The 24,457-nt window shown below is 47.6% G+C and carries 28 protein-coding genes and 1 pseudogene; 14 read left to right on the top strand and 15 right to left on the bottom strand.

The genetic code is table 11. The features are described from left to right. Positions 1-275: 275 nt before the first annotated feature. The 4 genes and pseudogenes from H6F51_00700 to H6F51_00685 form a co-directional block, all read right to left on the bottom strand. Positions 276-551 carry a YlxR family protein gene (locus tag H6F51_00700; protein MBD1821041.1) on the bottom strand — a complete coding sequence of 92 codons (276 nt, stop codon included), beginning with the start codon at positions 549-551 and terminating at the stop codon, positions 276-278. A gap of 68 nt (positions 552-619) precedes the next feature. After that, complete coding sequence (gene nusA, locus H6F51_00695) at positions 620-1,903, bottom strand: transcription termination factor NusA (GenBank protein ID MBD1821040.1); 1,284 nt, start codon at positions 1,901-1,903, stop codon at positions 620-622. 41 nt (positions 1,904-1,944) lie between these two features. Then, positions 1,945-2,403, bottom strand: coding sequence for a ribosome maturation factor RimP (rimP, locus tag H6F51_00690; GenBank protein ID MBD1821039.1), 459 nt, complete (start codon positions 2,401-2,403; stop codon positions 1,945-1,947). Between the two features lie 158 nt (positions 2,404-2,561). Beyond that, a pseudogene (locus H6F51_00685) lies at positions 2,562-2,699 on the bottom strand (carbohydrate porin). Between the two features lie 249 nt (positions 2,700-2,948). Here H6F51_00685 and rpmI point away from each other — a divergent pair. The 4 genes from rpmI to H6F51_00665 are packed head-to-tail and all read left to right on the top strand — an operon-like array spanning position 2,949 to position 4,907. Beyond that, on the top strand, positions 2,949-3,146 hold the full coding sequence (rpmI, locus tag H6F51_00680; GenBank protein ID MBD1821038.1) for a 50S ribosomal protein L35: 198 nt from the start codon (positions 2,949-2,951) through the stop codon (positions 3,144-3,146). A 52-nt stretch (positions 3,147-3,198) separates the two neighbouring features. Next, entirely contained in the window at positions 3,199-3,549 is a 351-nt protein-coding gene (rplT, locus tag H6F51_00675; GenBank protein ID MBD1821037.1) for a 50S ribosomal protein L20, read from the top strand. A gap of 3 nt (positions 3,550-3,552) precedes the next feature. Beyond that, positions 3,553-4,329 (top strand): transporter substrate-binding domain-containing protein, encoded by a 777-nt coding sequence (locus tag H6F51_00670; GenBank protein ID MBD1821036.1) that lies wholly within the window; start codon positions 3,553-3,555, stop codon positions 4,327-4,329. 47 nt (positions 4,330-4,376) lie between these two features. Then, positions 4,377-4,907 carry a tetratricopeptide repeat protein gene (locus tag H6F51_00665; protein MBD1821035.1) on the top strand — a complete coding sequence of 177 codons (531 nt, stop codon included), beginning with the start codon at positions 4,377-4,379 and terminating at the stop codon, positions 4,905-4,907. 66 nt (positions 4,908-4,973) lie between these two features. Here H6F51_00665 and H6F51_00660 read toward each other — a convergent pair whose 3' ends face one another. Then, on the bottom strand, positions 4,974-6,986 hold the full coding sequence (locus H6F51_00660) for a FecR domain-containing protein (protein ID MBD1821034.1): 2,013 nt from the start codon (positions 6,984-6,986) through the stop codon (positions 4,974-4,976). Between the two features lie 577 nt (positions 6,987-7,563). Here H6F51_00660 and H6F51_00655 point away from each other — a divergent pair. Beyond that, positions 7,564-8,781, top strand: a complete 1,218-nt coding sequence (locus H6F51_00655) for a hypothetical protein (GenBank protein MBD1821033.1) — start codon at positions 7,564-7,566, stop codon at positions 8,779-8,781. On the opposite strand, the gene H6F51_00650 is transcribed toward H6F51_00655, so the two are convergent. Next, positions 8,778-9,584, bottom strand: a complete 807-nt coding sequence (locus tag H6F51_00650) for a sulfurtransferase (protein ID MBD1821032.1) — start codon at positions 9,582-9,584, stop codon at positions 8,778-8,780. The two genes, H6F51_00655 and H6F51_00650, sit on opposite strands and share 4 nt — an antisense overlap. A 107-nt stretch (positions 9,585-9,691) precedes the next feature. On the opposite strand from H6F51_00650, the gene H6F51_00645 reads away from it, so the two are divergent. Then, positions 9,692-9,871 carry a YqaE/Pmp3 family membrane protein gene (locus H6F51_00645; GenBank protein MBD1821031.1) on the top strand — a complete coding sequence of 60 codons (180 nt, stop codon included), beginning with the start codon at positions 9,692-9,694 and terminating at the stop codon, positions 9,869-9,871. Positions 9,872-9,961: 90 nt separating this feature from the next. Here the strand turns inward: H6F51_00645 and H6F51_00640 are convergent, their stop codons facing one another. Both H6F51_00640 and H6F51_00635 read right to left on the bottom strand, forming a co-directional pair. Then, on the bottom strand, positions 9,962-10,489 hold the full coding sequence (locus H6F51_00640; protein ID MBD1821030.1) for a hypothetical protein: 528 nt from the start codon (positions 10,487-10,489) through the stop codon (positions 9,962-9,964). Positions 10,490-10,639: 150 nt separating this feature from the next. Further along, entirely contained in the window at positions 10,640-11,353 is a 714-nt protein-coding gene (locus H6F51_00635) for a rhomboid family intramembrane serine protease (protein MBD1821029.1), read from the bottom strand. A gap of 121 nt (positions 11,354-11,474) precedes the next feature. Here H6F51_00635 and hisA point away from each other — a divergent pair, with 121 nt between their 5' ends. Together hisA and H6F51_00625 are read left to right on the top strand one after the other, a co-directional pair. Then, positions 11,475-12,248 carry a 1-(5-phosphoribosyl)-5-[(5-phosphoribosylamino)methylideneamino]imidazole-4-carboxamide isomerase gene (gene hisA, locus H6F51_00630; GenBank protein MBD1821028.1) on the top strand — a complete coding sequence of 258 codons (774 nt, stop codon included), beginning with the start codon at positions 11,475-11,477 and terminating at the stop codon, positions 12,246-12,248. Positions 12,249-12,447: 199 nt separating this feature from the next. Continuing rightward, on the top strand, positions 12,448-13,962 hold the full coding sequence (locus H6F51_00625) for a M48 family metalloprotease (GenBank protein MBD1821027.1): 1,515 nt from the start codon (positions 12,448-12,450) through the stop codon (positions 13,960-13,962). Between the two features lie 247 nt (positions 13,963-14,209). On the opposite strand, the gene H6F51_00620 is transcribed toward H6F51_00625, so the two are convergent. After that, positions 14,210-14,575 (bottom strand): hypothetical protein, encoded by a 366-nt coding sequence (locus H6F51_00620; protein MBD1821026.1) that lies wholly within the window; start codon positions 14,573-14,575, stop codon positions 14,210-14,212. Between the two features lie 635 nt (positions 14,576-15,210). Between H6F51_00620 and H6F51_00615 the strand changes: the two genes are divergently transcribed. The 6 genes from H6F51_00615 (at position 15,211) to H6F51_00590 (ending at position 20,405) form a co-directional block, all read left to right on the top strand. Beyond that, the gene (locus H6F51_00615; GenBank protein MBD1821025.1) at positions 15,211-15,756 is read left to right on the top strand and encodes a dihydrofolate reductase; all 546 of its coding nucleotides are present in this window, start codon (positions 15,211-15,213) and stop codon (positions 15,754-15,756) included. A 137-nt stretch (positions 15,757-15,893) separates the two neighbouring features. Beyond that, the gene (locus H6F51_00610) at positions 15,894-17,750 is read left to right on the top strand and encodes a HAMP domain-containing protein (GenBank protein ID MBD1821024.1); all 1,857 of its coding nucleotides are present in this window, start codon (positions 15,894-15,896) and stop codon (positions 17,748-17,750) included. Positions 17,751-18,009: 259 nt separating this feature from the next. Next, on the top strand, positions 18,010-18,723 hold the full coding sequence (locus H6F51_00605) for a hypothetical protein (GenBank protein MBD1821023.1): 714 nt from the start codon (positions 18,010-18,012) through the stop codon (positions 18,721-18,723). 77 nt (positions 18,724-18,800) lie between these two features. Next, the gene (locus H6F51_00600) at positions 18,801-19,121 is read left to right on the top strand and encodes a hypothetical protein (GenBank protein MBD1821022.1); all 321 of its coding nucleotides are present in this window, start codon (positions 18,801-18,803) and stop codon (positions 19,119-19,121) included. 234 nt (positions 19,122-19,355) lie between these two features. Then, the gene (locus tag H6F51_00595) at positions 19,356-19,730 is read left to right on the top strand and encodes a group 1 truncated hemoglobin (GenBank protein ID MBD1821021.1); all 375 of its coding nucleotides are present in this window, start codon (positions 19,356-19,358) and stop codon (positions 19,728-19,730) included. A gap of 183 nt (positions 19,731-19,913) precedes the next feature. Further along, the gene (locus H6F51_00590) at positions 19,914-20,405 is read left to right on the top strand and encodes a DUF4188 domain-containing protein (protein ID MBD1821020.1); all 492 of its coding nucleotides are present in this window, start codon (positions 19,914-19,916) and stop codon (positions 20,403-20,405) included. A gap of 208 nt (positions 20,406-20,613) precedes the next feature. On the opposite strand, the gene H6F51_00585 is transcribed toward H6F51_00590, so the two are convergent. The 6 genes from H6F51_00585 to H6F51_00560 all read right to left on the bottom strand — a co-directional run bounded on the left by H6F51_00585 (position 20,614) and on the right by H6F51_00560 (position 24,100). After that, on the bottom strand, positions 20,614-21,714 hold the full coding sequence (locus H6F51_00585) for a TRAP transporter substrate-binding protein (GenBank protein MBD1821019.1): 1,101 nt from the start codon (positions 21,712-21,714) through the stop codon (positions 20,614-20,616). Between the two features lie 59 nt (positions 21,715-21,773). Next, positions 21,774-22,331, bottom strand: coding sequence for an NYN domain-containing protein (locus H6F51_00580; protein ID MBD1821018.1), 558 nt, complete (start codon positions 22,329-22,331; stop codon positions 21,774-21,776). A 132-nt stretch (positions 22,332-22,463) separates the two neighbouring features. After that, complete coding sequence (locus H6F51_00575) at positions 22,464-22,853, bottom strand: type II toxin-antitoxin system death-on-curing family toxin (GenBank protein ID MBD1821017.1); 390 nt, start codon at positions 22,851-22,853, stop codon at positions 22,464-22,466. Then, complete coding sequence (locus H6F51_00570) at positions 22,850-23,074, bottom strand: AbrB/MazE/SpoVT family DNA-binding domain-containing protein (protein ID MBD1821016.1); 225 nt, start codon at positions 23,072-23,074, stop codon at positions 22,850-22,852. Before H6F51_00570 ends, H6F51_00575 begins: the two co-directional genes overlap by 4 nt. A 58-nt stretch (positions 23,075-23,132) precedes the next feature. Further along, positions 23,133-23,831: an energy-coupling factor ABC transporter ATP-binding protein gene (locus H6F51_00565; GenBank protein ID MBD1821015.1), complete on the bottom strand. Its 699-nt coding sequence runs from the start codon at positions 23,829-23,831 to the stop codon at positions 23,133-23,135. 2 nt (positions 23,832-23,833) lie between these two features. After that, the gene (locus H6F51_00560) at positions 23,834-24,100 is read right to left on the bottom strand and encodes a hypothetical protein (GenBank protein MBD1821014.1); all 267 of its coding nucleotides are present in this window, start codon (positions 24,098-24,100) and stop codon (positions 23,834-23,836) included. Between the last annotated feature and the right edge of the window lie 357 nt (positions 24,101-24,457).

Genomic DNA, 24,457 nt, shown 5'->3' with positions numbered 1-24,457 from the left:
AAGTCCCCGATAGGCCAATCGGCAGATTACTCGAAAAAATAATGCCACGAATCCTTCATAAAGCGAAGCCATCGCGTCGTGTTAATCGTTCTGAGTTGCTGGTGATGAGCCACCCTCCCTAAATGTCATGTCTGAGTTGCTCTGAAGCAATAAAACTGAAGAGAGGATACAGATAACATCTCAGAGCAAGGGACAGCAAATCTCCTACGATAGGACGGATTAGGCAGGCTAATCGATTCTAGAAAGATTTTGATTAGCGAAGTTAGCCACTGGATCTAATATAGCTCAGGTTGCGTCGCGTGAACTTCTACTTGCTTTTGCTGCAAGTGCTGATAAAGTTCGGTGGGAACTGTGGCTTTGAGGGCGCGACTGAGGCGACCTTTTTTTTGTGCCGCCTGAATGCAGCTTGGACTGGGACAGAGATAAGCCGATCGTCCCATCCCAGTATTGATCGCGATTTCGTGAGACGGGTAAAGTCGCACCACTCGAAGAAACTCTTCTTTCGGTGCGACTTTACGGCAACTAAGACAGCGACGATAATTCAGTGGCATGAAGCAGAAGCTAGGGAGCAAGATTATGTTAACTTTTCTTGCTGGCAGAAGCCTACTCCCGCCTCGCATTAAGCCTGCTGTTCTTCGAGTTCCGTCTCCAAGGCTGGTGCAGTTTCCTCTTCTTCGTCGTAGAATTCCTCGTCCTCGTATTCGTCAACCGGGGGTTGGGATTGACGACGAGCTTCGATCACGGCTGCAATTTTCTCGGTTTCAGCCGCCGCATCGTATTTGCGGCTATCTTTGATGTCGATCTTCCAGCCAGTGAGACGAGCAGCGAGGCGGACGTTTTGACCTTCTTTGCCGATCGCTAAGCTGAGTTGATCTTCTCCCACTAAAACATGCGCCTGACGACCTTCGGGATCAACGAGGCGAACCTCATCGACGCGGGCTGGACTCAGTGCGTTGGCAATGTAAGTAGCGGGATCAGGTGACCAGCGAATCACGTCAATTTTTTCTCCTCGCAGTTCGTTGACTACCGCTTGGATGCGAGAGCCACGCGCTCCAATGCAAGCACCTACAGGATCAACATCGCGTTCCAAAGTGTCTACGGCGATTTTAGTGCGAGGACCAACATGGCGCGAGGGCGGATTTGCTTCACGGGCAACTGCCACAATCCGCACAACATCATCTTGGATCTCAGGCACTTCGTTCTCAAACAGGTAGACGACTAAGCCTGCATCCGCTCTAGAAACTAGCAATTGCGGGCCGCGATGAGAGCCTTCGCTGACTTTCTTTAGATACACCCGGAAGGTAGCATTAGCGCGGTAGTTATCGTTGGGTAGCTGGTCTCGCTTTAGTAATTCGGCTTCAACTTCTGGCTGACCAAATCCGCTGACGACTGCCATGATGACCGATTGACGCTCAAACCGCAGCACTCGCGCTTGTAAAATTGTGCCTTCTAAATCCTGGAATTCTTCTTGAATGAGTTTGCGCTGTTGGTCTCGGAGCTTTTGCGCTAAGACTTGTTTGGTTTGAATCGCTGCCATGCGACCGAAATCACCTTGATCCGGCGTGACATCCAGAACAACTGTATCACCCGTTTGCGCTTCAGCGGCGACTTCTTGAACCTCAGTAAGAGAGATTTGATGATCCGGGTTTGTGACTTCTTCGACGATCGTTTTGGTTGCCAGTACACGGAAACCTTCTTCTTCGACATCGAGTTCGACCTCGAAGTTATCGAAATATTCTTCGTCAAATCCATCGCCATCGATGCGCTGAGTGCGGCGGAAACGCTCATAGCCTTTTATCAGGGCTTCTTTGAGCGCTGCTTGAACCGAGAGCTTCGGTAAGTTGCGTTCACGGCTGATGCCGTCGATCATGTCTTTGAGTCCGGGCAAAGCGACCATTGACATAGAAAATTCTCCGTAAATATTGAGTTGTCGAGCAAAACGAATTATTCTTCGCTTTCGGTTAGTTGAACGCTTGACACGATCGCTCTTGGCAGTGCGATCGTGCGTCCTTTTTTGCTGATATAGACGTTCGTTTCGTCACGTCGAATCAGATTGCCTTCCCAGTAAATGTGGCCTTGAAACGGTTCAGACGTTGTGACCAGCGCTGGAAACCCCCGGAACGAGACAAATTCTCGATCGCTCGTCAAGGTTTTCGGGATACCGGGACTCGACACTTCGAGGACATACTGATCCGGGATCAATTCGTCCAAAAGTGGCTCCAGCGCCCGACTCATGCGTTCACAGTCATCCAGTCCCGTATCGTCCTGCTTGTTTCTCACGTCGATCCGCAGCACGGGCGGACTTTGATTCGTTTGAAACACAGCATGAACCACTTCAAGATCGATCGACTCCGCCACCGGAGCCGCCACTTCCAAAATTTGAGGAATCAAAGGATGCGCCATCGAACCACTTCTCCAAATAAAAAAAGTGGACAACTGCCCACTTCTCATGAAACGACTGATTTCATGGAGTTCGGTTAAACAGAAAATTGCTGTTCTTCCTTGTCCATTTTAGCGAAAAAATCTAGGGTGGCTCGTTTTTTCCACAAGCCACCTTAGCCTTAGAACGTGAAGGTCGAGCGAATTACAGGCACGACTACAGCTCCATTTGCGCTGATCCCTTCAGGATTGAAGATCGCGAATACACCCGGCGTAATGCTGAGATTATCGTTAACCCGGAAGTTGAAGAAGCCTTCAAGCAGAAGGATGCTGTTGCGCCGGTCGTGATTAAACTCAAAGAACCTGCGACACTAATCCCTTGCATTGCCTTAACAGAACAGGCGTGACTTCGGAATTGACTGGGACTTCCGTAGCATTCAGGTTATGTAGACGCATTTGACGCATTTTCTAATGAGCCAAATTAATACAACTGATTGAGCTGCAATCAGTTTGCTCTAAATCTGAAATTTGTAGTAAGATTGAAAGCTGTGTCGAATTAGAGCAAACCCATGCCGAAGCTGAAAACCCGTAAATCTGCACAAAAGCGTTTCAAAGCCACAGGCGGCGGAAAGATCCAGCGCCGTCGCACTCATGGAAATCACCTTTTGTTTCACAAGAGTATGAGCCGCCGCCGCCGGATTGCAGGCGGAGATTTAGTTAACGAGCGGGATGAAGCAAACGTTCGGTTGATGATGCCTTATCTGTAAGGGTGGACTCAGGCACGATCTCACAAAAAATTAGTTAAGGAATAGTTGAAACATGGCACGGGTGAAGCGCGGCAATGTAGCTCGAAAACGCCGCAAAAAGATTTTGAAACTCGCAAAGGGCTTTCGTGGCTCTCACTCTCGGTTGTTCCGCACCGCAAATCAGCAAGTGATGAAAGCGCTCCGCAATGCGTATCGCGATCGTCGCAAGAAGAAACGCGATTTTCGTCGCTTGTGGATCACGCGGATCAACGCGGCAGCACGTCAGCAAGGCATCAGCTACAGCCAACTCATTGGTAAGCTGAAGAAAGCAGACATTCTCATCAATCGCAAGATGCTGGCGCAACTGGCGGTTCTTGATCCAGCCGGATTTGCAAAAGTCGTCGAAAAGGCAGTTCAAGCCTAAAGTATGCGAAAGCGATTCGTCGCAGTTCTAAGTTGGTCATGGGTGGGGGCGCAGTGGTTTGTGTCCCCATCTTTGTTTGCGGCAGATTTACAAACGATCGTTCAGCGCAATCGTCTGATCGTGGCGGTAAAAGATAATGTCTGTCCGCTGGGATTTCGTGATGCTCAAGGCAGGCTTCAAGGCTTTGAAATTGAGATCGCGCAGCGTCTAGCACAAGCATTACTTGGACGACCGACCGCGATCGAGTTTAAGGCTGTGAGCAATCGCGATCGGCTGTCGGCTGTCACCGGCGAAACCGTTGATTTTGCGATCGCCCGTGTCACCGTCAACGCTTCTCGCGCTCGAATTGTTGCCTTCAGTGAACCGTACTATCTCGATGGAACCGGGATCATTACAAAAAGCGCGGCAATTCAAGCTCAACGGGATTTGACTAGTCAAACGATCGCGGTTCTGAACAATGCCAGCACGATCGCAGCTTTGCGCTATCAGTTTCCCCAAGTCAAGCTCATCGGTGCTGAGTCCTACAGTGCCGGGAAACAGTTGATTGAATCAGGACAAGCGATCGGCTTTGCGGCAGATGTCAGCGTTTTAGCAGGGTGGGTGCAGGAATTTCCTGAATACCGCATCCTACCGTTCCGGGCTTCAACCGAGCCGTTAGCGATCGTATTTCCCAAAGGACTCGAATCCGACGAGCTGCGCCGCCGTGTGGATCAACTCCTGCGCCAATGGAAATCCGAAGGTTGGTTACAGCAGCGTGCTACCTATTGGGGTCTCCCTTGAGATACCCTGAAACAGAAGCCTTAAAATTTGCGATCGACAAAACTCCTATGGACAGCATAGCCTCCCCAATTCTTTACATTTCCCTTTTGCTGGTTTTGCTTAGTAGCGCCGTCTTTTTTGTCGCTCGGCAAGTCCTCAAAACTCGTCGCGTTGAGAGTGCCTTTACTCGCCTGCAAAACAAGCTGAGCAAAGAGAAAGGCACAGCCGAAGAGTATTACGAACTTGGCAGCATTCTGCTCGACAAGCGGTTATTTACTCAGGCGATCGCTCAATATCAGAAAGCGATTAAGCTTGAAACGCTCGAAGGTCAAGACCTTGCTGCTGTGTATAACGCAATGGGATTTGCCTACTTTGCTCAAGAACAGTACGACCTAGCGATTCGGCAGTATAAAGAAGCGCTAAAGCTCTTGCCAGAGTATGTCACGGCGCTGAATAACCTCGGTCATGCCTATGAGCGCAAACAACTGGCAGCTCCAGCGCTGGAAATATATGAGCAAGCGTTAGAGCTTGAGCCGACTAACCAAACTGCAAAACGACGTGCCGATGCTTTGAGAAAGCGGCTTGTCCCGTCAGCATAAAGTTATCGAAAAACAAGAAGAGGGCGATCGTTACTTACGATCGCCCTCTTCTTGTTTTCGGTTCCACTATCTAGAATTTTGGACTGGCTCTGGAGCAGGTGTGGGAGGCGCTGATGATTCAGGCGTTGGAGGCTGAGTTGGGGGATCTGGTTGTACGGGCGGCGTTGTAGGAGTTACAGGCGGCTGAATTGGCAGGACTGGAGGGGAGGTGGGCGGATCGCTGACCAGAGGTGGTGTTGAATTGTCTACTGGATTGGGTTGAGGCGTTCCAACTGCCCCTTGCGATGGCGTAATCTCTAAAGGCTGCGGAGAGAGATTAGGCTGTCCAGAATTTTTTAGGGGTTCTGGAGGTGTGGGGTTTTCGATCGGGGGAGTTGCGGGGGGGACTACTATTGGGGCAGGGGGGGGGGTTGAGACTGGGGGCGCGGGAGGACTAGGTGGAGAAGTCGGATTAATGACGGCTGGAGTGGGTGTGGATGCAGGATTGATCGGTGTATTGGTTGTTGGATTTGGGTTCGGATTGGGAGTAGCGACCGAGCTTGGGGAAGGAGTGACTGGAGTGCTAGGAGCCGGACTCACGATCGTTCCAGCAGGAGGATTAGCTGAGTTGCTGGGAGTTGCGGCAGGAGTGACTGGGGTGTTGGGAGGCGGACTCACGATCGTTCCAGCAGGAGGATTAGCTGAATTGCTGGGAGTTGCGGCAGGAGTAACTGGAGTGCTGGGAGACGGATTTGAACCGCCAGCAGTGCTACCGCCTGGGAGAATTGGGGGAGCTGTACCGTTTGTTGAAGTTGAGGAACCAGAGTTCGTGGTTGGGGAAGGAGGGGTTGTAGGAGTCGTACCAGATGGATTGGACGGATTAGAAGTGCCTAAGCCATTGGAACTATTAGGAGCAGAAGTCGATCCAGAGGGCGGGTTGGAATTGGTCGAAGGGGTAGTTCCGCTAGGGGCATTTGGAACAGTGGAGGTTTCAGGAGCCTTTATTCCGCGATCTGGGATCGACTGCTCAATGACTTGTCTTCCACGGGGCTGCGTACCTGTCGTGGTTGGATTGCCCGTTGAAGTTCCCCCCGTTGGTTGTCCAGCAGGTGAGCCTTGCGAGGTACTACCAGAGTTCGTCTGAGGTGCAGTGGTGGGTTTGGATGAACCAGGGGTTGAGGCTGGTGTTGCTGGCGTTGCTGGGGTGGCGCTGGAGCTTGTAACATCACTGGGCGGATTAGCAGGAGTTGCCGCTGGCGTAGAAGGCTGAGAAGGTTGGCGCTCATCAGAATTTTGAGCCGGAGTAGAAGGCTGAGCCGGAGTCGTGACAGGCGTTGCTACTGGAGGGGATAGCTGCACCATTCTGGGGTTCTCAATCACTGGCCCACTTAGTGGCTGTTGTTCCTTTAGGGCTTGAGCAGTCTCAGCTTGTACGGCTGCAATGCCTGGGTCTGGGCTAGGCTGAGCGTCTCGACGCTGCAAATCTAAGCCGCGCACAATATCACTCGTTTCGTAGAAACGGTGCATATCAAAATTGAACAGGCGAATGCCGAGCGGATCGACGATCGCCATTTGTCCCGCTTCTAGCGGTAGTTTGCGTCCGGTCGTATTGTCCAGGATTTCCATTGGGCCAGCAGGGTTGTTGGTCAAGGCACCCACTACCGTCGTTTCTGTCTGCTCATCGTATCGGACAAATAGGGCTGAGCCACGGACTCCGGCTGAAGCGTTGGGAGTGTCGATCGTGGTTCGTCCCTGTCCTGGCTTGATCAGCAATAACACGGTGCCGTTTGTCAAGCGAAAGTTCCGGGTTCCAGGCACAAAGCGGAAGATTGCCATTTCTCCGACTCGTGCCCAAGAACCGTCGTTGAAGCGCAACCCGACCCGCGAAGACCTCATCGTATGAAGCGCATCCTCTGGACGCATCATTTCTGACAGCACAGCAGCGCGAGCAGGCTGCCCCTTGGGAACAAATTGAACTCGCCTCACAATTTCCCGGATTTCAGCAGAGGTAAGCGGAGTTAGGGCATAGGCAGTACCGCAGGATGCAGCACCCATTCCGAGTAAGAGTGACGTGATTGCGAGGAACAATTTGCGAGACATAGACGCTCCAAGAACAAGAGGACAGAAAGCGCATCAGCGCGATCAGAGGCGGGTCAGCCTAGAACAAGTTCAACCCAGTTCTACTCGTATGAGATGATTAAGTGAAAATACAGATTTACCTCTTCACAGATACTTTACACATTGGCGGGAAACTTTAGAAAGTTTCTGCTCAAGCTTTAAAGAGACTTCATAAAAAATTCAGTAAAGATACTAGCATCTATCGTATGGGCAACAGTGTAAGAGAATTGACCGAATTTCTAGAATAGCAAGTTGAAATCAGCCTGAGTAGGGATGCAGATTGGTGGACGGGGCAACTGTGAAACGATTGATATTGAGACATTTTAGAATTTTGACGATCCCAAGTGCGGCTCTAGAGAATTCCTGCAGGAATCAGCGATCGTGCAACTCTCATTCCTACTTGATCGGTCAGATCTGCTTTTGGCTAATTCTAAGCTCTGCAAGCAAGGGGCTGTGTAGTTTTATACCAAATAAATCTCTGGTTTCAGGACAGTCAGCAGCGAATTCTGAGTTAACTGCATCGAGATCGCTGACTCCGCCGCCCTTGGAAAAGTTGCCAATGGAACGATCGGCTGTCTCAAGTGTTTCTCATCAAGCAAAAGATTTAGCACCCTCTGAGCAAAGCGCGACAGCTCCAGTTCAAACCGCTTTCCGATCAGAAGTTGTACTAAATCACACTAGCCAAAAGGCGCTGCCAGAGTCGCCGGGGATCGTAGCAAATCGCTGCTGGCGATCGCTCTCCGCGAATTGCACCTACACGACAAGCAGGATTCGCATTGGTGCAACTTCACAACCTCCGGCACAGGTTGAAGAAGTCGCACAAGCTGAACCAAGCAGCCCCGACGCTGAGCTTGGAGATTTACGAATCACTCCGGTTCCAGATCCAGAATTGGGAGACTTAAAAGTTCAACCGATCGCCGCTGACCCGCCTGTTGGAGCCAGTGATCCAGAATTGGGAACGCTACGAATTCAAGAGCGCACAATACCAGAGATACCGATCGCCCTGCCAAACCGTCCTCGTCTACCTTCTGCTTATCTGCTCTTACGTACAGATTATTTCAACTCGTCAAATGTGTTTTCAGACGTGGAGCCGATCAATGATGGCTTGCTGCGGACTGGACTGACCTTTTTTTATGCGCCTCCGATCGGTTCTAAAACCTTCCTCATTACCTCTTTTGATGCCAATTTGATTCGCTATGGCAGACTTGGACAGTACCGCAGTATCAATGGAAGCATAGAGTCATTAAATTATGATGAATTGCGGTTGCGGGCGGGAATCTTTCATCGGATTACGCCACGGTTGTCTGGTGAGATCGGTTGGAGCAATCAGAAGCTCTTTACATCTGCACGAGGACTACAACAATTTTTTAGCGGACGGGAGTTTTTTGGAGACAATTCTCTTCGGGTTGAATTGAGCCGTCAAGATACGTTATCAGCCCGGCTTTCACTGAATACGTATTATCAGTTTCGTTGGAGCTTTGCCAATCCCGACGATCGCAGCCGCATTCTAAATTCTTTGATTACAACGCTGGGCTACAGTGTTTCACAAAAGCTCCAGATGGCGATCGATTATCAGTTCACTTGGTCGCATTTTACTCAGCAAGCGCGGGACGATTTATATCATCAACTCCTGGGGCGCGTCACCTACAATCTGACTCCACGGACTCAAGTTAATTTGTTTAGTGGGTTTAGCTTTGGGCACTCCTCTGATCGACGGATTGATTTCAATGGCTTTCTGTTTGGTGCTGGAATTGTCTTTAGTTTGCCGCTGTTCTAGACCTGATACGAGCACCAATCACTCCAACTTCCAGGATAAAGTTTGGCGCGATCGCATCCCGCTGCTGTAAGCGCCAATAAATTGACGCAAGCGGTGACACCCGAACCGCAATACACCAAAATTTCGTCTTTTGATTCAAAGGCTGACCAGCGATCGTCGGAAGTTTTTAAGAAGCCGCGATCGTCAGTGGCGAATTGCCACGGATAATTCACTGCGCCGGGAATGTGACCTGCAATCGGATCGATCGGCTCTCGCTCTCCGCGATATCGTTCGGGTTCGCGTGAGTCGATTAGCGCCACATTAGGTGAGTCTTTCTTGGCTTTTACTGCTTCGATATCGACGATCCAATCTGTCCGAATTTGAGGCGTGAATTGACCAGGTTTGACGGCAGGTTCGATCGTGGTACTCGGATAGCCTGAGTTTTTCCAATTCGAGAATCCGCCATCCAAAACGACAACGCGATCGTGTCCCAGGTAGCGCAACAACCACCAAAACCGCGCTGCAAACCCAAATCGCGAATCATCGTAGGCAATCACTAAGGTCGAAGGCGTGATCCCCATCGCTGAGAGCTTGGCGGAAAATTGATCAACATCAGGAAGCGGATGCCGTCCTCCATGTCTTTGAACTGGACTGGACAAATCCTGATTGAGATCAAAGTAGTAGGCACCTGGAATATGCCCCGATTCGTACTGTTGCCGTCCGAGTTCGGGTTGCATCAGCGCAAATCGGCAATCCGCGATCGCAATGTCAGGATCGTCTAGATGCTGGAATAACCAGTTTGCCGCAATTGTCACGTCAGACATGAGTTTAACTTCTGAGGGTTTTCAGATCCTACCTTTGAAGGACGGCGATCGTGCTGGAGTTCAAGAGAATAAAGAGGAACAGTTAAAAATGAAATTAGAGAATTCCTATGAACTTTTTGCGTTTAGTGTTTGCAATCGTACTCCCGCCTGTTGCAGTTTTTATGACTTCTGGCGTTAGCTCTGCTTTATTCATTAATATTTTGCTGACTTTGATTGGTTGGGTTCCGGGCGTGATCCATGCGGTTTGGTACCTCCAAAAAACTGATGAGCGTCGTGGCGCATACTAATAGGTTGTGTAGAAAATAGATTGTGTAGAAAAAAAGACGTTCGATCGCATGGTGTGATCGAACGTCTTTTTTAATGCAGTCCGGTGAAATTTAGTTATTTGGAGTCTTGACGGTTTTTGCCATTTCAAGAAACGAACCCATATTTGCGCCCGGACGACGACGAGAATTCGTCGGCTTGGGTACTAGATGCTCTGTTGCAAAGCTTACAGTCGGTTGTGGCAAATTCAGCGGGTTTGCTGGAACTGGCTTTGCCCCATTGGTTGAACCATTCGTCTCAGCGATCGCGACAGGTTCAGCCTCGGCAGGTTCAACCTTGGCGGGTTTAACCTTAGCAGGTTCAACCTTGGCAGGATTTGCTTTCACCGACTTAGGTGCGGCAGTTGCTGCTGTGGTTTCTTTTACACCTTCAGCAACAGCATTCGCGGTCGATTTTGCGGTCGCTTCTACCGTCGCAACAGCAGATTTTGCATCTTCAAGTTTCGGGGTTGCTGCTGGTTTTGCTGCTTCCGCCTCATCGAGTTCCATAAAGTAACCCGATTTCTTTGAACCAAAGATACCTCCAATAAAGGAGAGAATACCGCTAAAGAGATTTTTAATTAACTTAATGACACCGCCCATTGAACAATACTCCTGGGGTTGCTGCTGAATCGTTATGCTGATGGTTGCTTATCAGACGGATAAGCGCATGATAAAGTAGTCGCTTTAACGATTATCCGCTTGCGATGCGACCAGATGCAACCCTCAGTTTAGATTTTTAACTCAGAAGTCTTAGGGTGAGTATCGCTTTTCGGGTCGCGAAAATAAGCCCAACAGCGGCCCTAAAATTGCACCAAATACAAATCCGCCTGCGTGCGCCCAATACGCCACACCACCGCGCTCCATGCCAATGTTAGTGGGAACGCTCAAGCTGGCAACGCCATAAAATGCTTGCTGAATAAACCAAATACCGAGATATGCCCAAGCTGGAATGCGAAACGGAAAGAAAATAAATGGCGGAATAATCGTTGTAATCGGCACGCCGGGAAAGCGAAGAATATAGGCTCCCATTACGCCTGCGATCGCGCCACTGGCTCCGAGCGATGGAATATTAGAGTCTGATGAGAAAAACCATTGCGCCAATACTGCCAACACACCACAACCGATGTAGAAGATCAAAAAGCGAATGTGACCTAAGCGCTCTTCAACGTTGTTGCCAAAGATCCACAGAAACAGCATATTTCCGGCAATGTGAGCAAATCCTCCATGAAGAAACTGAGACGTAACTAGGGTGATCCACTCTGGAAACGGTTGATATCGGAGTGTTTCGCCGAGTAGACTTGCCGTTAACTCACGCGGCACGACGGCCCAAGTGTAGAAGAAGTTTTCTAGTTGAACTGGCGTGAGACTTAACTGATAGAGAAACACCAGGATGTTTGCCGCAATAATTCCTAAAGTGACATAAGGAGTGATGCGGGTTGGATTGTCGTCGCTGACCGGAAACACAGTTTATCCCCAACTTATAATTTTAGTCAGAAGATAACGTCTTTATTTGAGGCTGTCTGTTGATCTGAAGACAGATCTATGCGTAGGATTTGGGATGCTCTGTCTTTGGGGAGACTAGGAAATGGAAGTGATTCCCGCGATCGATTTACTCGATGGGAAATGCGTTCGGCTGTATCAGGGGGACTACAATCAGTCGCAAGTCTTTAATGATGATCCGGTTGCAGTGGCGCGCCAGTGGGCGGATCAGGGCGCAACGCGATTGCATTTAGTGGATTTAGACGGGGCAAAAGTCGGACATCCGGTGAATTTAGCGGCGATTCGATCGATTGTCGAAGCGGTCGATATTCCGGTTGAAGTCGGTGGGGGATTGCGCGATCGAGATGCGGTTGCTGCTTTGCTTTCAACGGGTGTGAGATGGGCGATTTTAGGAACGGTTGCCGTTGAGAAGCCAGAACTGGTAGCGCAGTTGTGCGGCGAATTTCCAGAGCAAATTATTGTGGGGATCGATGCTCGCAATGGCAAAGTTGCAACGAAAGGATGGCTTGAGACTTCGGAAGTGCTAGCGACTGATTTAGCAGAACGCATGGCGCAATTGGGAGCCGCCGCGATTATTTACACTGATATTCAGCGGGATGGAACGATGCAGGGGCCAAATTTGGCATCGCTACGGGATTTAGCCTCGATCTCTGCTATTCCGGTGATTGCGTCGGGTGGAGTTAGTTCGTTGACGGATTTGCTGAGTTTGTTAGCATTAGAGCCACAAGGAGTCACGGGTGCGATCGTCGGTAAAGCGTTGTACACCGGAGATGTTTCGCTAACAGAAGCAGTTCGTGCGGTGGGTCAAGGACGCTGGCAAGATATTCCGCCTGATTTTGGTTCGTCTGCATTTGCATAGGAGCAGCAATGGGAAAACACAAGAAGAAATTGGCGAAGAAAATTGCCAAGAAGGTGGTTCATAAGTTGACGAAAAAACTTCCGAAAAAGATTGCTAAACAATGGGTCAAAAACTCTGTAAGACATCAAATTGATGTTGCTTTAGAGCGCTGATTTCATGAGATTTTAAGGGTGTCGCTCTAAATAGCTTGGAGTTTCTGATGAAGAAGCAAGGTTTGCGAAAACTGTTTCGCTCTGCTTTTCCAAGGTTCGTCATCCTTTGTTGTGCGATTTTGTTTCTGGCTCGCCCGATCGTCTTTGCTCTCTCTGCTACGGCAACGGCTCCACCCGGAGCGAACTCGATTGAGCTTTCGGAGCGCGAGAAAAAGTTAATTGAAGCTGATCGATTGTATAAAGCAGGCGACAACGCCCAAGCAGAGAGACTCTATCGGGAAGTGAAGCCTGCTTTTACAGAAGTCACAGAAGCCAAAAACCAGGAAGTTATTACTGATCCCGAACAGCTTTCCCCCGCTGGCAAAGTTTATTGGCGTGAAGCAGAAGCGGGACTCGCGCAAAATTTAGAGACTCGCATTTTCGTGCCTTTGGAATTGTTGGTGAAGAATTACCCGCAATTTATTCCAGGACAGTTGCGCTATGCAGAAGCCCTCGAAAAGTACGGCAAAAAGGAGCAAGCGCTTACTGTTTTAGAAAAAGCGGCGACTCAATTTCCAAATCAGCCCGATCTGATTAAAGCGAAAGTTGCAGCATATGCGAACAATGAGAAATGGATTGAGGCCTCGATCGCGGCTCGACAGTTCACGATCCTGAATCCTGATCATCCGCAAAAGACCGAATTTACTAAGCTTGCCGATGATTATCAGAAACGCTATCAAGCAGAACTCCGCGCCCGATTGCGAGGAAATCTAATCGGCGGAATTCTCACGGGTGCATTGAGTTATGCGCTAACTGGCAGTTTATTTGGCCCTTTGAATGCGGTACAAAGTACAGCTTTGCTCCTGCGGGGAGAATCGAGCGTGGGCGATCGTATTTCAGGTCAAGCGAAACGACAGCTTGCTCTCGTGAAAGACAAAGAGGTGAATGATTATGTCACTGCATTAGGACAAAAACTGGCGGCGGCGACTGGGCGCGATGATTTCAAGTATGAATTTCAGGTGGTTCTGGATGATAAGTTAAATGCGTTTGCGCTTCCGGGTGGGAAAGTGTTTGTGAATGCGGGAGCGATCGAGAAAGCGAATTCCGAAGCCGAACTTGCGGGACTGCTTGGACATGAGATTGCTCATGCGGTGCTGTCTCATAGTTTCCAGTTGATCACCGAAGGCACGCTCACGGCAAACTTAACGCAGTTCATTCCTTATGTCGGCGGATTGCTCACAGATATTACCGTTTTGAGCTACAGCCGTGAAATGGAGCGCCAAGCGGATGTTTTAGGCACTCGGTTATTGGCATCAACGAACTATGCTGCGGATGGCTTGCACAATCTGATGGTGACGCTGCGAAAACAACAGGAAGAAGAGCGGCGAGGTAATCCCCCAACTTGGTTAGCTTCGCACCCGTTACCGCAAGATCGCGTGAACTATCTTGCAGAATTGATTACCACAACGGGATACAATCGCTACGCCTACGAGGGTGTTGAGCAGCACAAAGCGATTCAAAGCAAAGTGAATCAATTGTTGAAAGCCTACAAACAGGATAAGAAGCGCGATCGTACTCAATAAAGCCACACAAGATTAACTAAACAACAAACCCCAATAAACCTGCCCTACCCTATACACACAAGTTGATTGGTCTGTGATTGCTGAGATCTTTCGCCCCCTAAATCCCCCATGAATGGGGGACTTCGATCCAAAACTCTGGGTTCAAAGTCCCCCAATTTGGGGGATTTAGGGGGCTGAAGCTGATGACAACGAAGCGGGAAAGAGATGTGGGTATAGGGTAGGCAAAACTGCCAGGGTTTGCACTAATTTAGTTGAGTTCCGCCTGCTCCTCCTTTTTCCGAGCGGGACGTTTGCGCTTACTCTTACGAATTCCGCCTGCAATTTCATATTCAGGGCTATCTTTGCCAAATTCCAATGCGATCGCCAGCAGCATTCTCTCGTTGAGTTCTTTCAGTTCTTTTTCGGCTTCTTCCACGGCAACGCGATCGGCACTCAGCAGCGATAAGGTTGCATTGTAAGCATCAATCCGATTGCGCGTTCTCTCAATCAAGCTTGAATACGCTTGGATGGATAGACCTTTGCCCAAATCCAAATTGGAGTTGATGCTTTTGATTGCAGACAAACGCCTTTGCGCTTTTTCTAGGTGCGCTGAATATTGTTTTGCAAGCGGCATTGTAGATGACCCTCCACAAAGTTAAGTTGAATAGATTCAACATTCCTTGGAGGAAGAGAAATTGTTTGATCGTGCTTGTGTCTCTATCAAGTCTTAATCTACAAAGCAGAAATATAAACTTCCCATTAAGCGTTTTGATGCTTAATCGAGTTGAGAAGTTTTAGAACTCAAAAGCGAAACTTATCAATTTGATTCAGTAATTTCTTAACTCGATCGAGCAATTCCAAAACTAAATCATGTAATTGCTCAACTTGATTTTGGATATGGCGAATCGAAATGAGAAAGTTGAAATCTTGAATGGGGAAATTGCCAACTAATGAAGTCACGTTTGGAGACGACGATCGAGCAGCGTTGTAGTAACGGCAATTTAGAAAATGGGGTGGCGATCGTTTTTAGAATTCTTTTACCTTGACGAAGGATACAAATGAGAAAGTGTTTCGAGTATGTATGGAATATGGCTGAAATTTTCTGTGTGTTCGTCTGTAGGAGCATACTATACGGAAAGAATTCTGCATGTCACCACAAAACGGTGGGCTGTACAGAGAAAACTCTATATGGTCAGCCAACCTGGGATAATGTGCCGAAAATTTCCGTGTAATAAATAGTTATACGGCGATCGCATTGTTGAGGAAGGCATGAAAACTACTGTATACATCGCAACAAGTATTGATGGCTTCATCGCACGGAAGAACGGTGATATTGATTGGTTGCCCAGTGGGGAAGATGTAGAGGGCGAAGAAGACTACGGGTATCAGGAATTCATAGATTCAGTAGATGCGCTTGTCATGGGTCGGAATACTTACGAGTTAGCATTGTCCTTTGATTCATGGCCTTATGGTGCAAAGGCTGTATTTGTTCTAAGTAGTCGGAAAGTAGACATCCCTAGTGACATTGCAAGAACAGTCGAGGCCCTCTGCGCGCCTCCACAAGAAGTAGTTCACCGTTTATCAGAGCGTGGATTCAAGCATTTATACATTGATGGGGGAAAGACGATCCAAGGGTTTCTTCGTGAAGGCTTGATCCAGCAATTAATCATTACTAAAGTGCCAATTCTTATAGGTACAGGGATTCCACTTTTTAGTTCGCTTCCTCACGATGTCAAATTGCATCATCTCGAAACGCGACAGTTTGAAAACGGCTTGGTGCAAAGTAAATATGAGGTAATTGGGAATGCCCCATAACAAATCAAGCGGACGATTGCAAGTCGCTGGTACTGAACTTGGGACTATGTGCCGCCCCCGATTCAAGTCGTTAGACCGGTAAGAAAGGTGGGAATCTTAAATTTATAAAGATTCTTTGTATAGCTTGGGAAAGCTCTATGATGTTGCAAAGCCTGAGCCAGAGGTTGTCCAGCCTCAGAGTTGGACAAAAGATCGCTCTGGGATACACCTTAGCTCTAGGCATTGCTGTGTCTGGCACAATTGCTGGTTTTGGAATTGGGCATAATTATCAATTCCAGGCTGCAAAGCAAGAAGAACACTCCCGAAACGAAGTGGAGCTTCTACAGCGTCTACAATCTCGTGTGCTTCAAGCCCGAACCCACCAACAGCAACTCATCCCTTTAGCAAAATACCCAGACAAGTTTCAGGATGAGTATACTCATTTGCTGAAGCACGAAGCTGAAATTCGGGACATTTGGGCTGAACTTAAGACATTTGTTGCAAAGGCTCCACAAACGGATAAGCATCAAGCCACAATTCCAGCTTTCTTGCAAACCTATGACGGTGTGACCCAGCGCTACTCCCAGGAATTAGCGCTTCAAGTTGAACGAATTCGTCAGCTGAATCTTGCATTCCCCGATGATGTTGAGCAAGCGCAAAGGATAATGTTGGCATTTACCAACAGCGATTTGGCGCTTGAATTCGATGGCATCTCAGATAGTTTGGTAGGCTTACTTGACCAAGCCTACGAAGAATTTGAAGAAGCAGCTCTGTTACAACAGCAAGCAGGTGAAATTGCCCAGAAAGTAGTGGTTGCGGGTGTTGGATTATCTGCTGCGATCGCCATTCTTTTGGCAATGTTTACCAGCCGAGCGATCGCTCAACCGATTCAAGCTCTTACCAGCATTGCCCGACAATCCACTGAAGAGTCTAACTTTGAGCTACAAGCGACTGTCGAGCAAAATGATGAAATTGGTACCCTTGCCGATGCCTTTAACCAATTAATTCGCACTGTTCAACAACTTTTACAGCAGCAGCAAACAGCTAACGAACAGCTAGAAGCCTATAGCCAAACGCTGGAATCTCAAGTTGAGGCAAGAACCCAAGAACTCAACGATAAAAATACGCAGTTGCAACAACTTCTAAAAGAACTGCAACACACTCAAGTGCAGATGGTGCAAAGCGAAAAGATGTCTGCTTTGGGACAAATGGTGGCAGGGATAGCCCACGAAATCAACAATCCAGTCAACTTCATCTACGGCAACTTGACCCCTGTGCAGGAATACGCCCACAATTTATTAGCTTTTGTGCAGCTCTATCAAAAGCACTATCCCGACCCAGCATCCGAAATTCAAGCCGCATCAGACGAGCTGGACATAGAGTTTGTCCAAACCGATCTACCCAAAATCCTGAATTCTATGAAGTTGGGTACCGATCGCATTCGCAAGATTGTCTTGTCGCTCCGCAACTTCTCACGCATTGATGAAGCCGACTTTAAAGCGGTTGATCTTCATGAAGGGATTGACAGTACCTTGTTGATTTTGCAGCATCGCTTAAAAGATCGATCGGATTGCCCAGCGATTCAAGTCATTCGTGACTATGACAGTTTGCCGCTTGTGGAGTGCTATCCGGGTCAAATCAATCAGGCATTTATGAATATCTTGGCAAATGCCATTGATGCGCTGGAAGAAGCTAACGTTAAACGAACTTATCTGGAAATTAAGGAAAAGCCCAGCCAAATTACGATTCGGACTTCCAGAATTGATTCAAAGTGGGTAAAAATTGCCATATCCGATAACGGAACAGGGATGCCTGAATCGGTTCGCAAGCGAATTTTTGATCCATTTTTTACCACGAAAACGATCGGTAAGGGCACGGGTATGGGGATGCCGATTAGCTATCAGATTGTCACTGAGAAACATGGAGGTAAGTTAGATTGCTTTTCTACACCTGGCGAAGGAACAGAGTTTATCATTCAAATCCCTGTCCAGCAGAAAATCTATGATGATGTCTAACAAGCTCATTGCACACCGCCTGTATTGAGTCTTGTTGAGTCTGAGAGGCTTTAGCGGCGGGTGAACGAGTCCGTTATGCCGCTTAGCTCCGGTGGGAATGCAAGCGAAAGCTTACACACCGATATTTAAGGTTAAGTTAATAGTAGGTCGTCGGTAAGGATATGCTACGAGCGTGGCAATGAAGCGATTGCTTCTTGTATGATGTTTTACCTCTCTGTTCTTGACTGAAGCTATTACTTAAATCTGTTTTGCTCTGAAGATGGGAAAGAGAAAATCTCTCAATTCAAAACGACTCACAAAAAAGCAGGTTCAAGAACTAATAGAATCTGAGGGGAGACTGCATGAAGAATTTACAGATTTCTTTGAGGAAACTTATGGAACTGGACATAAGAATCAGCCTCAAGTCTATGAGCTATCGAATGATAGATTTCTATTTGTTTTTGACCCCAAAGGAATTGTAATTCCTGGCAGAGGTAATGTTTATTCCAAAGAACATTTTTTGCGAATGATTCGATGGACACAGAAGGTTAGAGAAGACTATGCCAATGGTCGCGATAGCTCTGTAAGTCATTGGATGTATTATTCAAAACACCGAGTACAACTCGTTAACAAAATTTGTGAATTAATTGACGAGCTAGTAAGATGTTTGGATATTTCGCCTAATCAGCTAGACTTCTCATACAAAAGTTTAGACCTTTTATCTAGCAAAGCTGAGGATTATGAACTTGAAAAAGTTCAAGCCGAACTATATGACAATCTAGTCGCATATGTGGGAGAGGTTATACGGCGTAGAGTAGAAGGTCACTGGGTTATCAGAAAGGACTATCCAGGCTGTGAGTACCCCATTATTAGCGTAAATAAAGGTGTGCTAATGCCTGTCAATATAGTGTGGCAAGAGCTAGATGGGCTTAAACTGATGAATTTACGCAAAGAAGTTGCTGATGAAGTACAACGATTTTCGCTCAGATATTAGTAGATGTGCAAAGTTTCTATATAAGAGTAGGTATGCGGCATCACAACTCTGTTGCAGCGGATTGACCGAAGCCGTTTGTGGTGCTGCAGGCGATCTTACAAGCCTCGACACAGTTTTTAGCGGATGAGACAGAAGTTACCATTCGGAGTGCTGCGCTAGAAGATGCAACTGCTACATTGAGCCTGTTTCGCTCAATTGTCGAAGAGGAATTCTATCCATTAGCGAAACCCACAGAGCTGATTACGACTGTTGAAGATGAACAAGCTGCAATCAATAGAGACCAAGTGTGCCCAGGCAATCTTTGTCTAGTTGCAGAAGTTGATGGTGGAATTGTCGGAATGATTCGCGCTGAATCAGGTTCATATCTCCGTACACGTCACTTTGCCGACATTGACTGAGCATCAGTCAACTATTAAGACAAATGAATTTCGAGTATTCGCTTTAAAATTCTCATACCGAATTAAGTATAGAATGCGACAGATCATACTCAAAGTCCCCCATTCTGGGGGATTTAGGGGGCGAGAATCTGTCGCATCCACAAATCAATCTGGTATCAGACAATTAAAAACTTTGCGCACTCTCGTCTACCTCGTGTTAGATCTAGATTCAAAACCCGGTTGGAGGAATCTTCCATGAGTACACTGTACGAAAAGCTTGGTGGTGCAACGGCTGTTGATCTAGCTGTAGAAAAGTTTTATGAAAAAGTCTTGGCGGATGAGCGGGTTCAGCACTTTTTCGCTCATACAGATATGCAGCAACAGAAGCACCACCAAAAAGAATTTATGACCTACGCTTTTGGTGGTGCTCAACACTGGAACGGTCGTCCTATGAGGGACGCACATAAACAATTAGTGGCTGAAATGGGTTTGACCGACAGCCACTTCAATGCGATCGCGGAAAATTTAGTCGCAACTCTAGTTGAGTTGGAGGTTCCTCAAGTTCTAATTGATGAAGTCGTGCAAATTGTAGGCTCTAAATCTCATCGCGATGATGTTCTAAATCGCTAAGTCAAGGTGCTTAAACAACATCTCTTAAACGACATCTAACAATTCGCTTCTAACAATTCGCTTAGAGCAGACTGCCAAAAATTGCTGATGCTGAGTTCAAGGTTATTTCTAGCCGCTCAAGCGAATCGTTATGGACTTAATCCAATCCTCACATTTTGGTGTAATTCTCATAGGGAGGCAATTATGGCAAAGGTAATTCCAGAAAGAATGACAGCCGAAGTTGAAGGTGAGTTTGTCATCTTCCTAATTGGTATGCGTATTAACAAGATCTGGAAAGTTCATAAGTGGCTACCAGTTTTTCTGGCAATGCCTCGAATGATCAAAGAATTGCAAGCCGATCCAAACAGTGGTTTTCTCGGCCATATCGCGGGAATACCTGTGATAGTGCAATATTGGCGTTCATTTGAAGCTTTAGAGGCATATGCACGAAGTAGGGATAAGGAGCATTGGCCAGCATGGGTAAATTTCAATAAGCGCCTTAGCAATAGCCGAGGTGATGTAGGAATTTGGCACGAAACCTATAAAGTTCGAGCCGGGGAGTACGAAGCAATATATAGCGGTATGCCACCTTTTGGTTTAGGCGAAGTAGGTAAACTTGTACCCATATCCGGTCGTAGAGATTCAGCGCGGAGTCGATTGGTAGAAAGTTCAAATCCGGCTACTACGTTGGAATGAAATAATTGCAAGCTGCGAATTTTGGAAATGTATCGAAGCTAGTATTTTATGCTGCCTGACTGCTCAATTCAGCAGCAATATTGTTGTGCCTGTTAGGACGTTTGCCTGAGCGCACTCGCACTGCTCTGCCGAACTTTTTCAGCGGGGCAATCTAGAGAGAATATTTGCGGTTGCGAGAGCGATCGAGATCTCAGCGATCGAACTTAATTCAACTGCCTGATCCCAGCGAGAAATCCGAAAAGCTCAACTCGTTAATCTTATTCCACTGATAAACCTGATCGCGAAACTGCTTCCACTGTCCATACACCTGCTTAAACGTATTATTTCTTGCTGCATTCGCTTCGTACAGGTCAAACGAAGCTTTCTGCGCCGCCTGCAAAATCTCTTTACTGTAAGCCGTCAATTGCGTCCCACTTGCAATGAGACGAGCGATCGCTTCTCGATTCAGCGCATCATACTGCGCCAGCATATTCATATTTGCCTCATAAGCCGCCGTTTTAAGCACCTCCTGATACTCTTTCGGCAACTTCCGCCATGCAGTTAAATTCACCTGCGTTTCTAAAGTTGGACCCGGTTCCCACCAGCCAGGGTAGTAATAGAATTTTGCTGCTTTATGTAAGCCCAGTTTCTCATCATCGTAAGGACCGACCCATTCTGCCGCATCGATCGCGCCTCGATCCAGCGCCAAATAAATCTCACCACCCGGAAGCACCTGCACATTCACCCCCAGCCGCGACATTACTTCTCCACCCAGCCCCGGAATTCGCATTTTCAAGCCTTTAAGATCCGCGATCGTACTCACCTTACGCTTAAACCATCCGCCCATTTGTGCGCCAGTGTTTCCCGATGGAAAGTTGATGATTCCAAAATCCGAGTACAGCTTTTGCATTGCTGCCAAACCGCCACCGTGATACAGCCACGCATTTTGCTGCTGAGCATTCAGCCCAAACGGAACCGCCGTTCCAAACGCAAACGCCGGATTTTTCCCAGTGTAGTAATAGCTTGCAGTATGTCCACACTCAACCGTGCCATTTTGCACCGCATCTAACACTTGCAGCCCCGGCACAATTTCCCCTGCTGCAAACGGCTGAATTACAAATCGTCCATCGGTCATCTCAGCAATACGCCGACAAACCGTTTCCGCTCCGCCAAAAATTGTCTCCAGCGATTTGGGCCAACTAGTTGCCATACGCCAGCGTACCGTTGGTAAAGCCGTTCCCGCCGTTGCGACTCCACGTTTGCGAATGGTACAAGCGGTGAGAGTGCTGCCTGCTGCGATCGCGGCTCCAACCAAGGCTCTGCGTTTCATATCGTTTGCCCGACAATAGTTTCGTATCGAAAATCTTACAGGGCGACGGGGACAGAAATTCAGCGCGACTTGTCTTTGCCAAATCTCAAATCTTCTAATCGCTTTTGGGCATCGGGATCAAGCGAGTGCATCAACAGTCGTCCCGCCGATTTTTTCTTTGGTTTTGATTTGCTCTGAACTCGCCGCGCCGCAAATTCAACTTCATTCGCTAATTTTTCCGCTGACATCCACTCCGCTCCGTATCCAACAACGGTTAATTGCTGGGCACGATCGCTCGTCGCCACGATCAATCGCTGTTTAAACTTGCGAATGTCATGCCGAAAATCAGCACAAGTTTTCTCAATATAAGTATCAGCAGTTTGTCCAAAATCGGTGTAGCAGATATATAAATGACGAGTCACTTCCTCACGATTCGTCGGTGAATCCCGATATTGCGCGTCAAATACAACATGAGTTTCAAAATTCTGATATGCGCTAAATCCAATCAGCGTTTCGACTAATTTTCGGCGCGATTCTTCTAAACCGTCTCGATCGCGAATTACTTTTAGCTCATGCCAAGCTCCGACTATGTTATAGCCGTCCACCAATAGAAGTGCTTGTGGTGCGGAACGTGGCATCACTCAACGCGGAAAGGACAATTTTGCAAAAGTTAATCTGCTTCACCCTTCCATAATATTGCATTTCTTAAATTTGATTTGGTATCGATTGCTGTTGTTTATTGAAGTGGATTTGCGATCGCGCGAAAGAACTTAATTTTGGACAGACCTACTTTCGAGCCATTGTGCGATCGATTCTTGAGTTTCTTCCCCGGATGCCAGCCTCAGCATGACTTGTACAACTTCCGCTTCTGGCACGTCCAAAGAATAACCATTTAGCTCAAGAAAGACCGCCATCACGACAAAAGCAACTCTTTTATTGCCATCGACGAAGGGATGATTCTTAGCAAGTCCATAAGCGTATGCCGCCAAGTCAAAGATTGTAGGAGATTCACCATAGATAAATAGATTCCGAGGTCTTGCCAAACTTGCAGATAGCAAACTCTCGTCACGCATACCAGGCCGACCTCCGTATCGATCGAGTTGATCAAGCTGAATTCTTCTGACAAACGATTCTGACATCCAAATCGGTTCTTGACTCATTTCGATAGCTCACGCAAGGCATTTTTATATTTCTCGTTTATCTTTTGATAAGCCTGCATTGCTTTTTCTAAGTTGGGAGCACGATTAGTAATTTCAACTCCATCAGGTGTTTCTGAAATGTCAACAGTATCGCCCTCCTTCACCTGAAGTTTCTGCACTATTTCCTCTGGTAATGCTACTCCCAGCGAGTCACCTACTTTTTCAATTTTTAGATTGTCCATATTCGTGATTTATAGTGACAGGATGGCTTGATGATAACGGGAACATTGCAGAAGTTTTCTAATCTTCAACGTCTTCGGTCTGCATTAATCTTCGTTTTAAGCGATCGGGATCGCCTCGATCGACCACCTTCCCCGCTTCTAACAAAAACGCTCCGTCACAATATTCCAATTCTTCCAGCCGATGCGTCACCCAAAGCGCCGTAATGCCCCGCTTTTTCACCAACGTCTGAACCTGAGCCACTAGCTCCAACTGGCTATCCGGATCAAGCAAAGCCGTCGGCTCATCTAATAAAAGGACATCGCAATGACGAGCGATCGCACCCGCGATCGCAACTCGCTGTTTCTGTCCCCCACTCAGCGCATAAATCGGACGACGCTGAAACGCCGCTAAACTCACAGCCGTTAGCGACTCTTCCACTCGTTGTCGAATTTCCGCCGTTGACAATTTTTCCTGCACCAATCCAAACGCCACATCTGCTCCCACTGTGGGCATCACTAACTGATGGTCTGGATTTTGAAACACAAAACCGACTGGAGGCGAGATTTGAACTTCTCCCCCAGTCGGCTGCAACAACCCTGCTAAAAGTCTTAGCAGCGTAGACTTTCCGCTCCCATTCGCGCCCAACAGCATCCAAAACTCACCTTTGGGCACTTCCAGCGCACAAGACTGCAAAATCGCTTTGTCATCCGACCAGCCAAAACTGAGGTCGATCGCTCGAATTGCAGCATCTTGAGAAATGGGCGCGTCTAAAGTCATATCTATTCCGCCACAAACGAGAAACCTGCGGGTCTGCCAGACGCATTTGCGCTCGATTTCTCATAAACCTGCACGGCTGCCAGATTATCAGCAAACACCGCAATCTTTTTGTCGGGTTGTCGATCGCAGGTCAATTCCAGTAAAGGATTATTCCCCGACTTCATCGCCCCCAGAATTTCTTGATAGGTCGCTTCTGCTTCTTCAGCCGATTTGCGCTGGATTGAAAGGCTTAGAGGATTTCCTTTCAGCGTTAATTCCAAAATAAACATAGTGTCGATCGTACAAACTGCCAGTTCTCAGTATCGCAAATATCCGCAGAAACGGCTTGCTTCCCGATTCTGCCGGTGATGAGCTAAAGGCAAAATCTCTGAATTTTAAGATTAGTTACAAAAACACTGGAAATTTTCCAAGAACTCTCCATATAATCAGAGGCATAGGTAACGAAAAGTAAACTTTGTTCATAATTCATTTTTGAGTCACAGAGTTTGCCTTTAGATTCCGCACTTATCTGGAGATTTTTCAAATGACCATCGCAGTAGGTCGCGCGCCAGCGCAACGCGGCATCTTTGATGCCCTCGACGACTGGCTCAAACGCGACAGATTCGTCTTCGTCGGCTGGTCTGGCA

Source organism: Cyanobacteria bacterium FACHB-DQ100 (assembly GCA_014695195.1).
Classification (GTDB): Bacteria; Cyanobacteriota; Cyanobacteriia; order Leptolyngbyales; family Leptolyngbyaceae; genus Leptolyngbya.
This window is presented reverse-complemented; position numbering and strand designations above follow the sequence as displayed.

Bases quoted from the DNA above. Each gene is read 5' to 3' on its own strand.
- H6F51_00700 (MBD1821041.1), bottom strand. From the start codon at position 551: ATGCCACTGAATTATCGTCGCTGTCTTAGTTGCCGTAAAGTCGCACCG.
- nusA (MBD1821040.1), bottom strand. From the start codon at position 1,903: ATGTCAATGGTCGCTTTGCCCGGACTCAAAGACATGATCGACGGCATC.
- rimP (MBD1821039.1), bottom strand. From the start codon at position 2,403: ATGGCGCATCCTTTGATTCCTCAAATTTTGGAAGTGGCGGCTCCGGTG.
- rpmI (MBD1821038.1), top strand. From the start codon at position 2,949: ATGCCGAAGCTGAAAACCCGTAAATCTGCACAAAAGCGTTTCAAAGCC.
- rplT (MBD1821037.1), top strand. From the start codon at position 3,199: ATGGCACGGGTGAAGCGCGGCAATGTAGCTCGAAAACGCCGCAAAAAG.
- H6F51_00670 (MBD1821036.1), top strand. From the start codon at position 3,553: ATGCGAAAGCGATTCGTCGCAGTTCTAAGTTGGTCATGGGTGGGGGCG.
- H6F51_00665 (MBD1821035.1), top strand. From the start codon at position 4,377: ATGGACAGCATAGCCTCCCCAATTCTTTACATTTCCCTTTTGCTGGTT.
- H6F51_00660 (MBD1821034.1), bottom strand. From the start codon at position 6,986: ATGTCTCGCAAATTGTTCCTCGCAATCACGTCACTCTTACTCGGAATG.
- H6F51_00655 (MBD1821033.1), top strand. From the start codon at position 7,564: ATGGAACGATCGGCTGTCTCAAGTGTTTCTCATCAAGCAAAAGATTTA.
- H6F51_00650 (MBD1821032.1), bottom strand. From the start codon at position 9,584: ATGTCTGACGTGACAATTGCGGCAAACTGGTTATTCCAGCATCTAGAC.
- H6F51_00645 (MBD1821031.1), top strand. From the start codon at position 9,692: ATGAACTTTTTGCGTTTAGTGTTTGCAATCGTACTCCCGCCTGTTGCA.
- H6F51_00640 (MBD1821030.1), bottom strand. From the start codon at position 10,489: ATGGGCGGTGTCATTAAGTTAATTAAAAATCTCTTTAGCGGTATTCTC.
- hisA (MBD1821028.1), top strand. From the start codon at position 11,475: ATGGAAGTGATTCCCGCGATCGATTTACTCGATGGGAAATGCGTTCGG.
- H6F51_00625 (MBD1821027.1), top strand. From the start codon at position 12,448: ATGAAGAAGCAAGGTTTGCGAAAACTGTTTCGCTCTGCTTTTCCAAGG.
- H6F51_00620 (MBD1821026.1), bottom strand. From the start codon at position 14,575: ATGCCGCTTGCAAAACAATATTCAGCGCACCTAGAAAAAGCGCAAAGG.
- H6F51_00615 (MBD1821025.1), top strand. From the start codon at position 15,211: ATGAAAACTACTGTATACATCGCAACAAGTATTGATGGCTTCATCGCA.
- H6F51_00610 (MBD1821024.1), top strand. From the start codon at position 15,894: ATGATGTTGCAAAGCCTGAGCCAGAGGTTGTCCAGCCTCAGAGTTGGA.
- H6F51_00605 (MBD1821023.1), top strand. From the start codon at position 18,010: ATGGGAAAGAGAAAATCTCTCAATTCAAAACGACTCACAAAAAAGCAG.
- H6F51_00595 (MBD1821021.1), top strand. From the start codon at position 19,356: ATGAGTACACTGTACGAAAAGCTTGGTGGTGCAACGGCTGTTGATCTA.
- H6F51_00590 (MBD1821020.1), top strand. From the start codon at position 19,914: ATGGCAAAGGTAATTCCAGAAAGAATGACAGCCGAAGTTGAAGGTGAG.
- H6F51_00585 (MBD1821019.1), bottom strand. From the start codon at position 21,714: ATGAAACGCAGAGCCTTGGTTGGAGCCGCGATCGCAGCAGGCAGCACT.
- H6F51_00580 (MBD1821018.1), bottom strand. From the start codon at position 22,331: ATGCCACGTTCCGCACCACAAGCACTTCTATTGGTGGACGGCTATAAC.
- H6F51_00575 (MBD1821017.1), bottom strand. From the start codon at position 22,853: ATGAGTCAAGAACCGATTTGGATGTCAGAATCGTTTGTCAGAAGAATT.
- H6F51_00570 (MBD1821016.1), bottom strand. From the start codon at position 23,074: ATGGACAATCTAAAAATTGAAAAAGTAGGTGACTCGCTGGGAGTAGCA.
- H6F51_00565 (MBD1821015.1), bottom strand. From the start codon at position 23,831: ATGACTTTAGACGCGCCCATTTCTCAAGATGCTGCAATTCGAGCGATC.
- H6F51_00560 (MBD1821014.1), bottom strand. From the start codon at position 24,100: ATGTTTATTTTGGAATTAACGCTGAAAGGAAATCCTCTAAGCCTTTCA.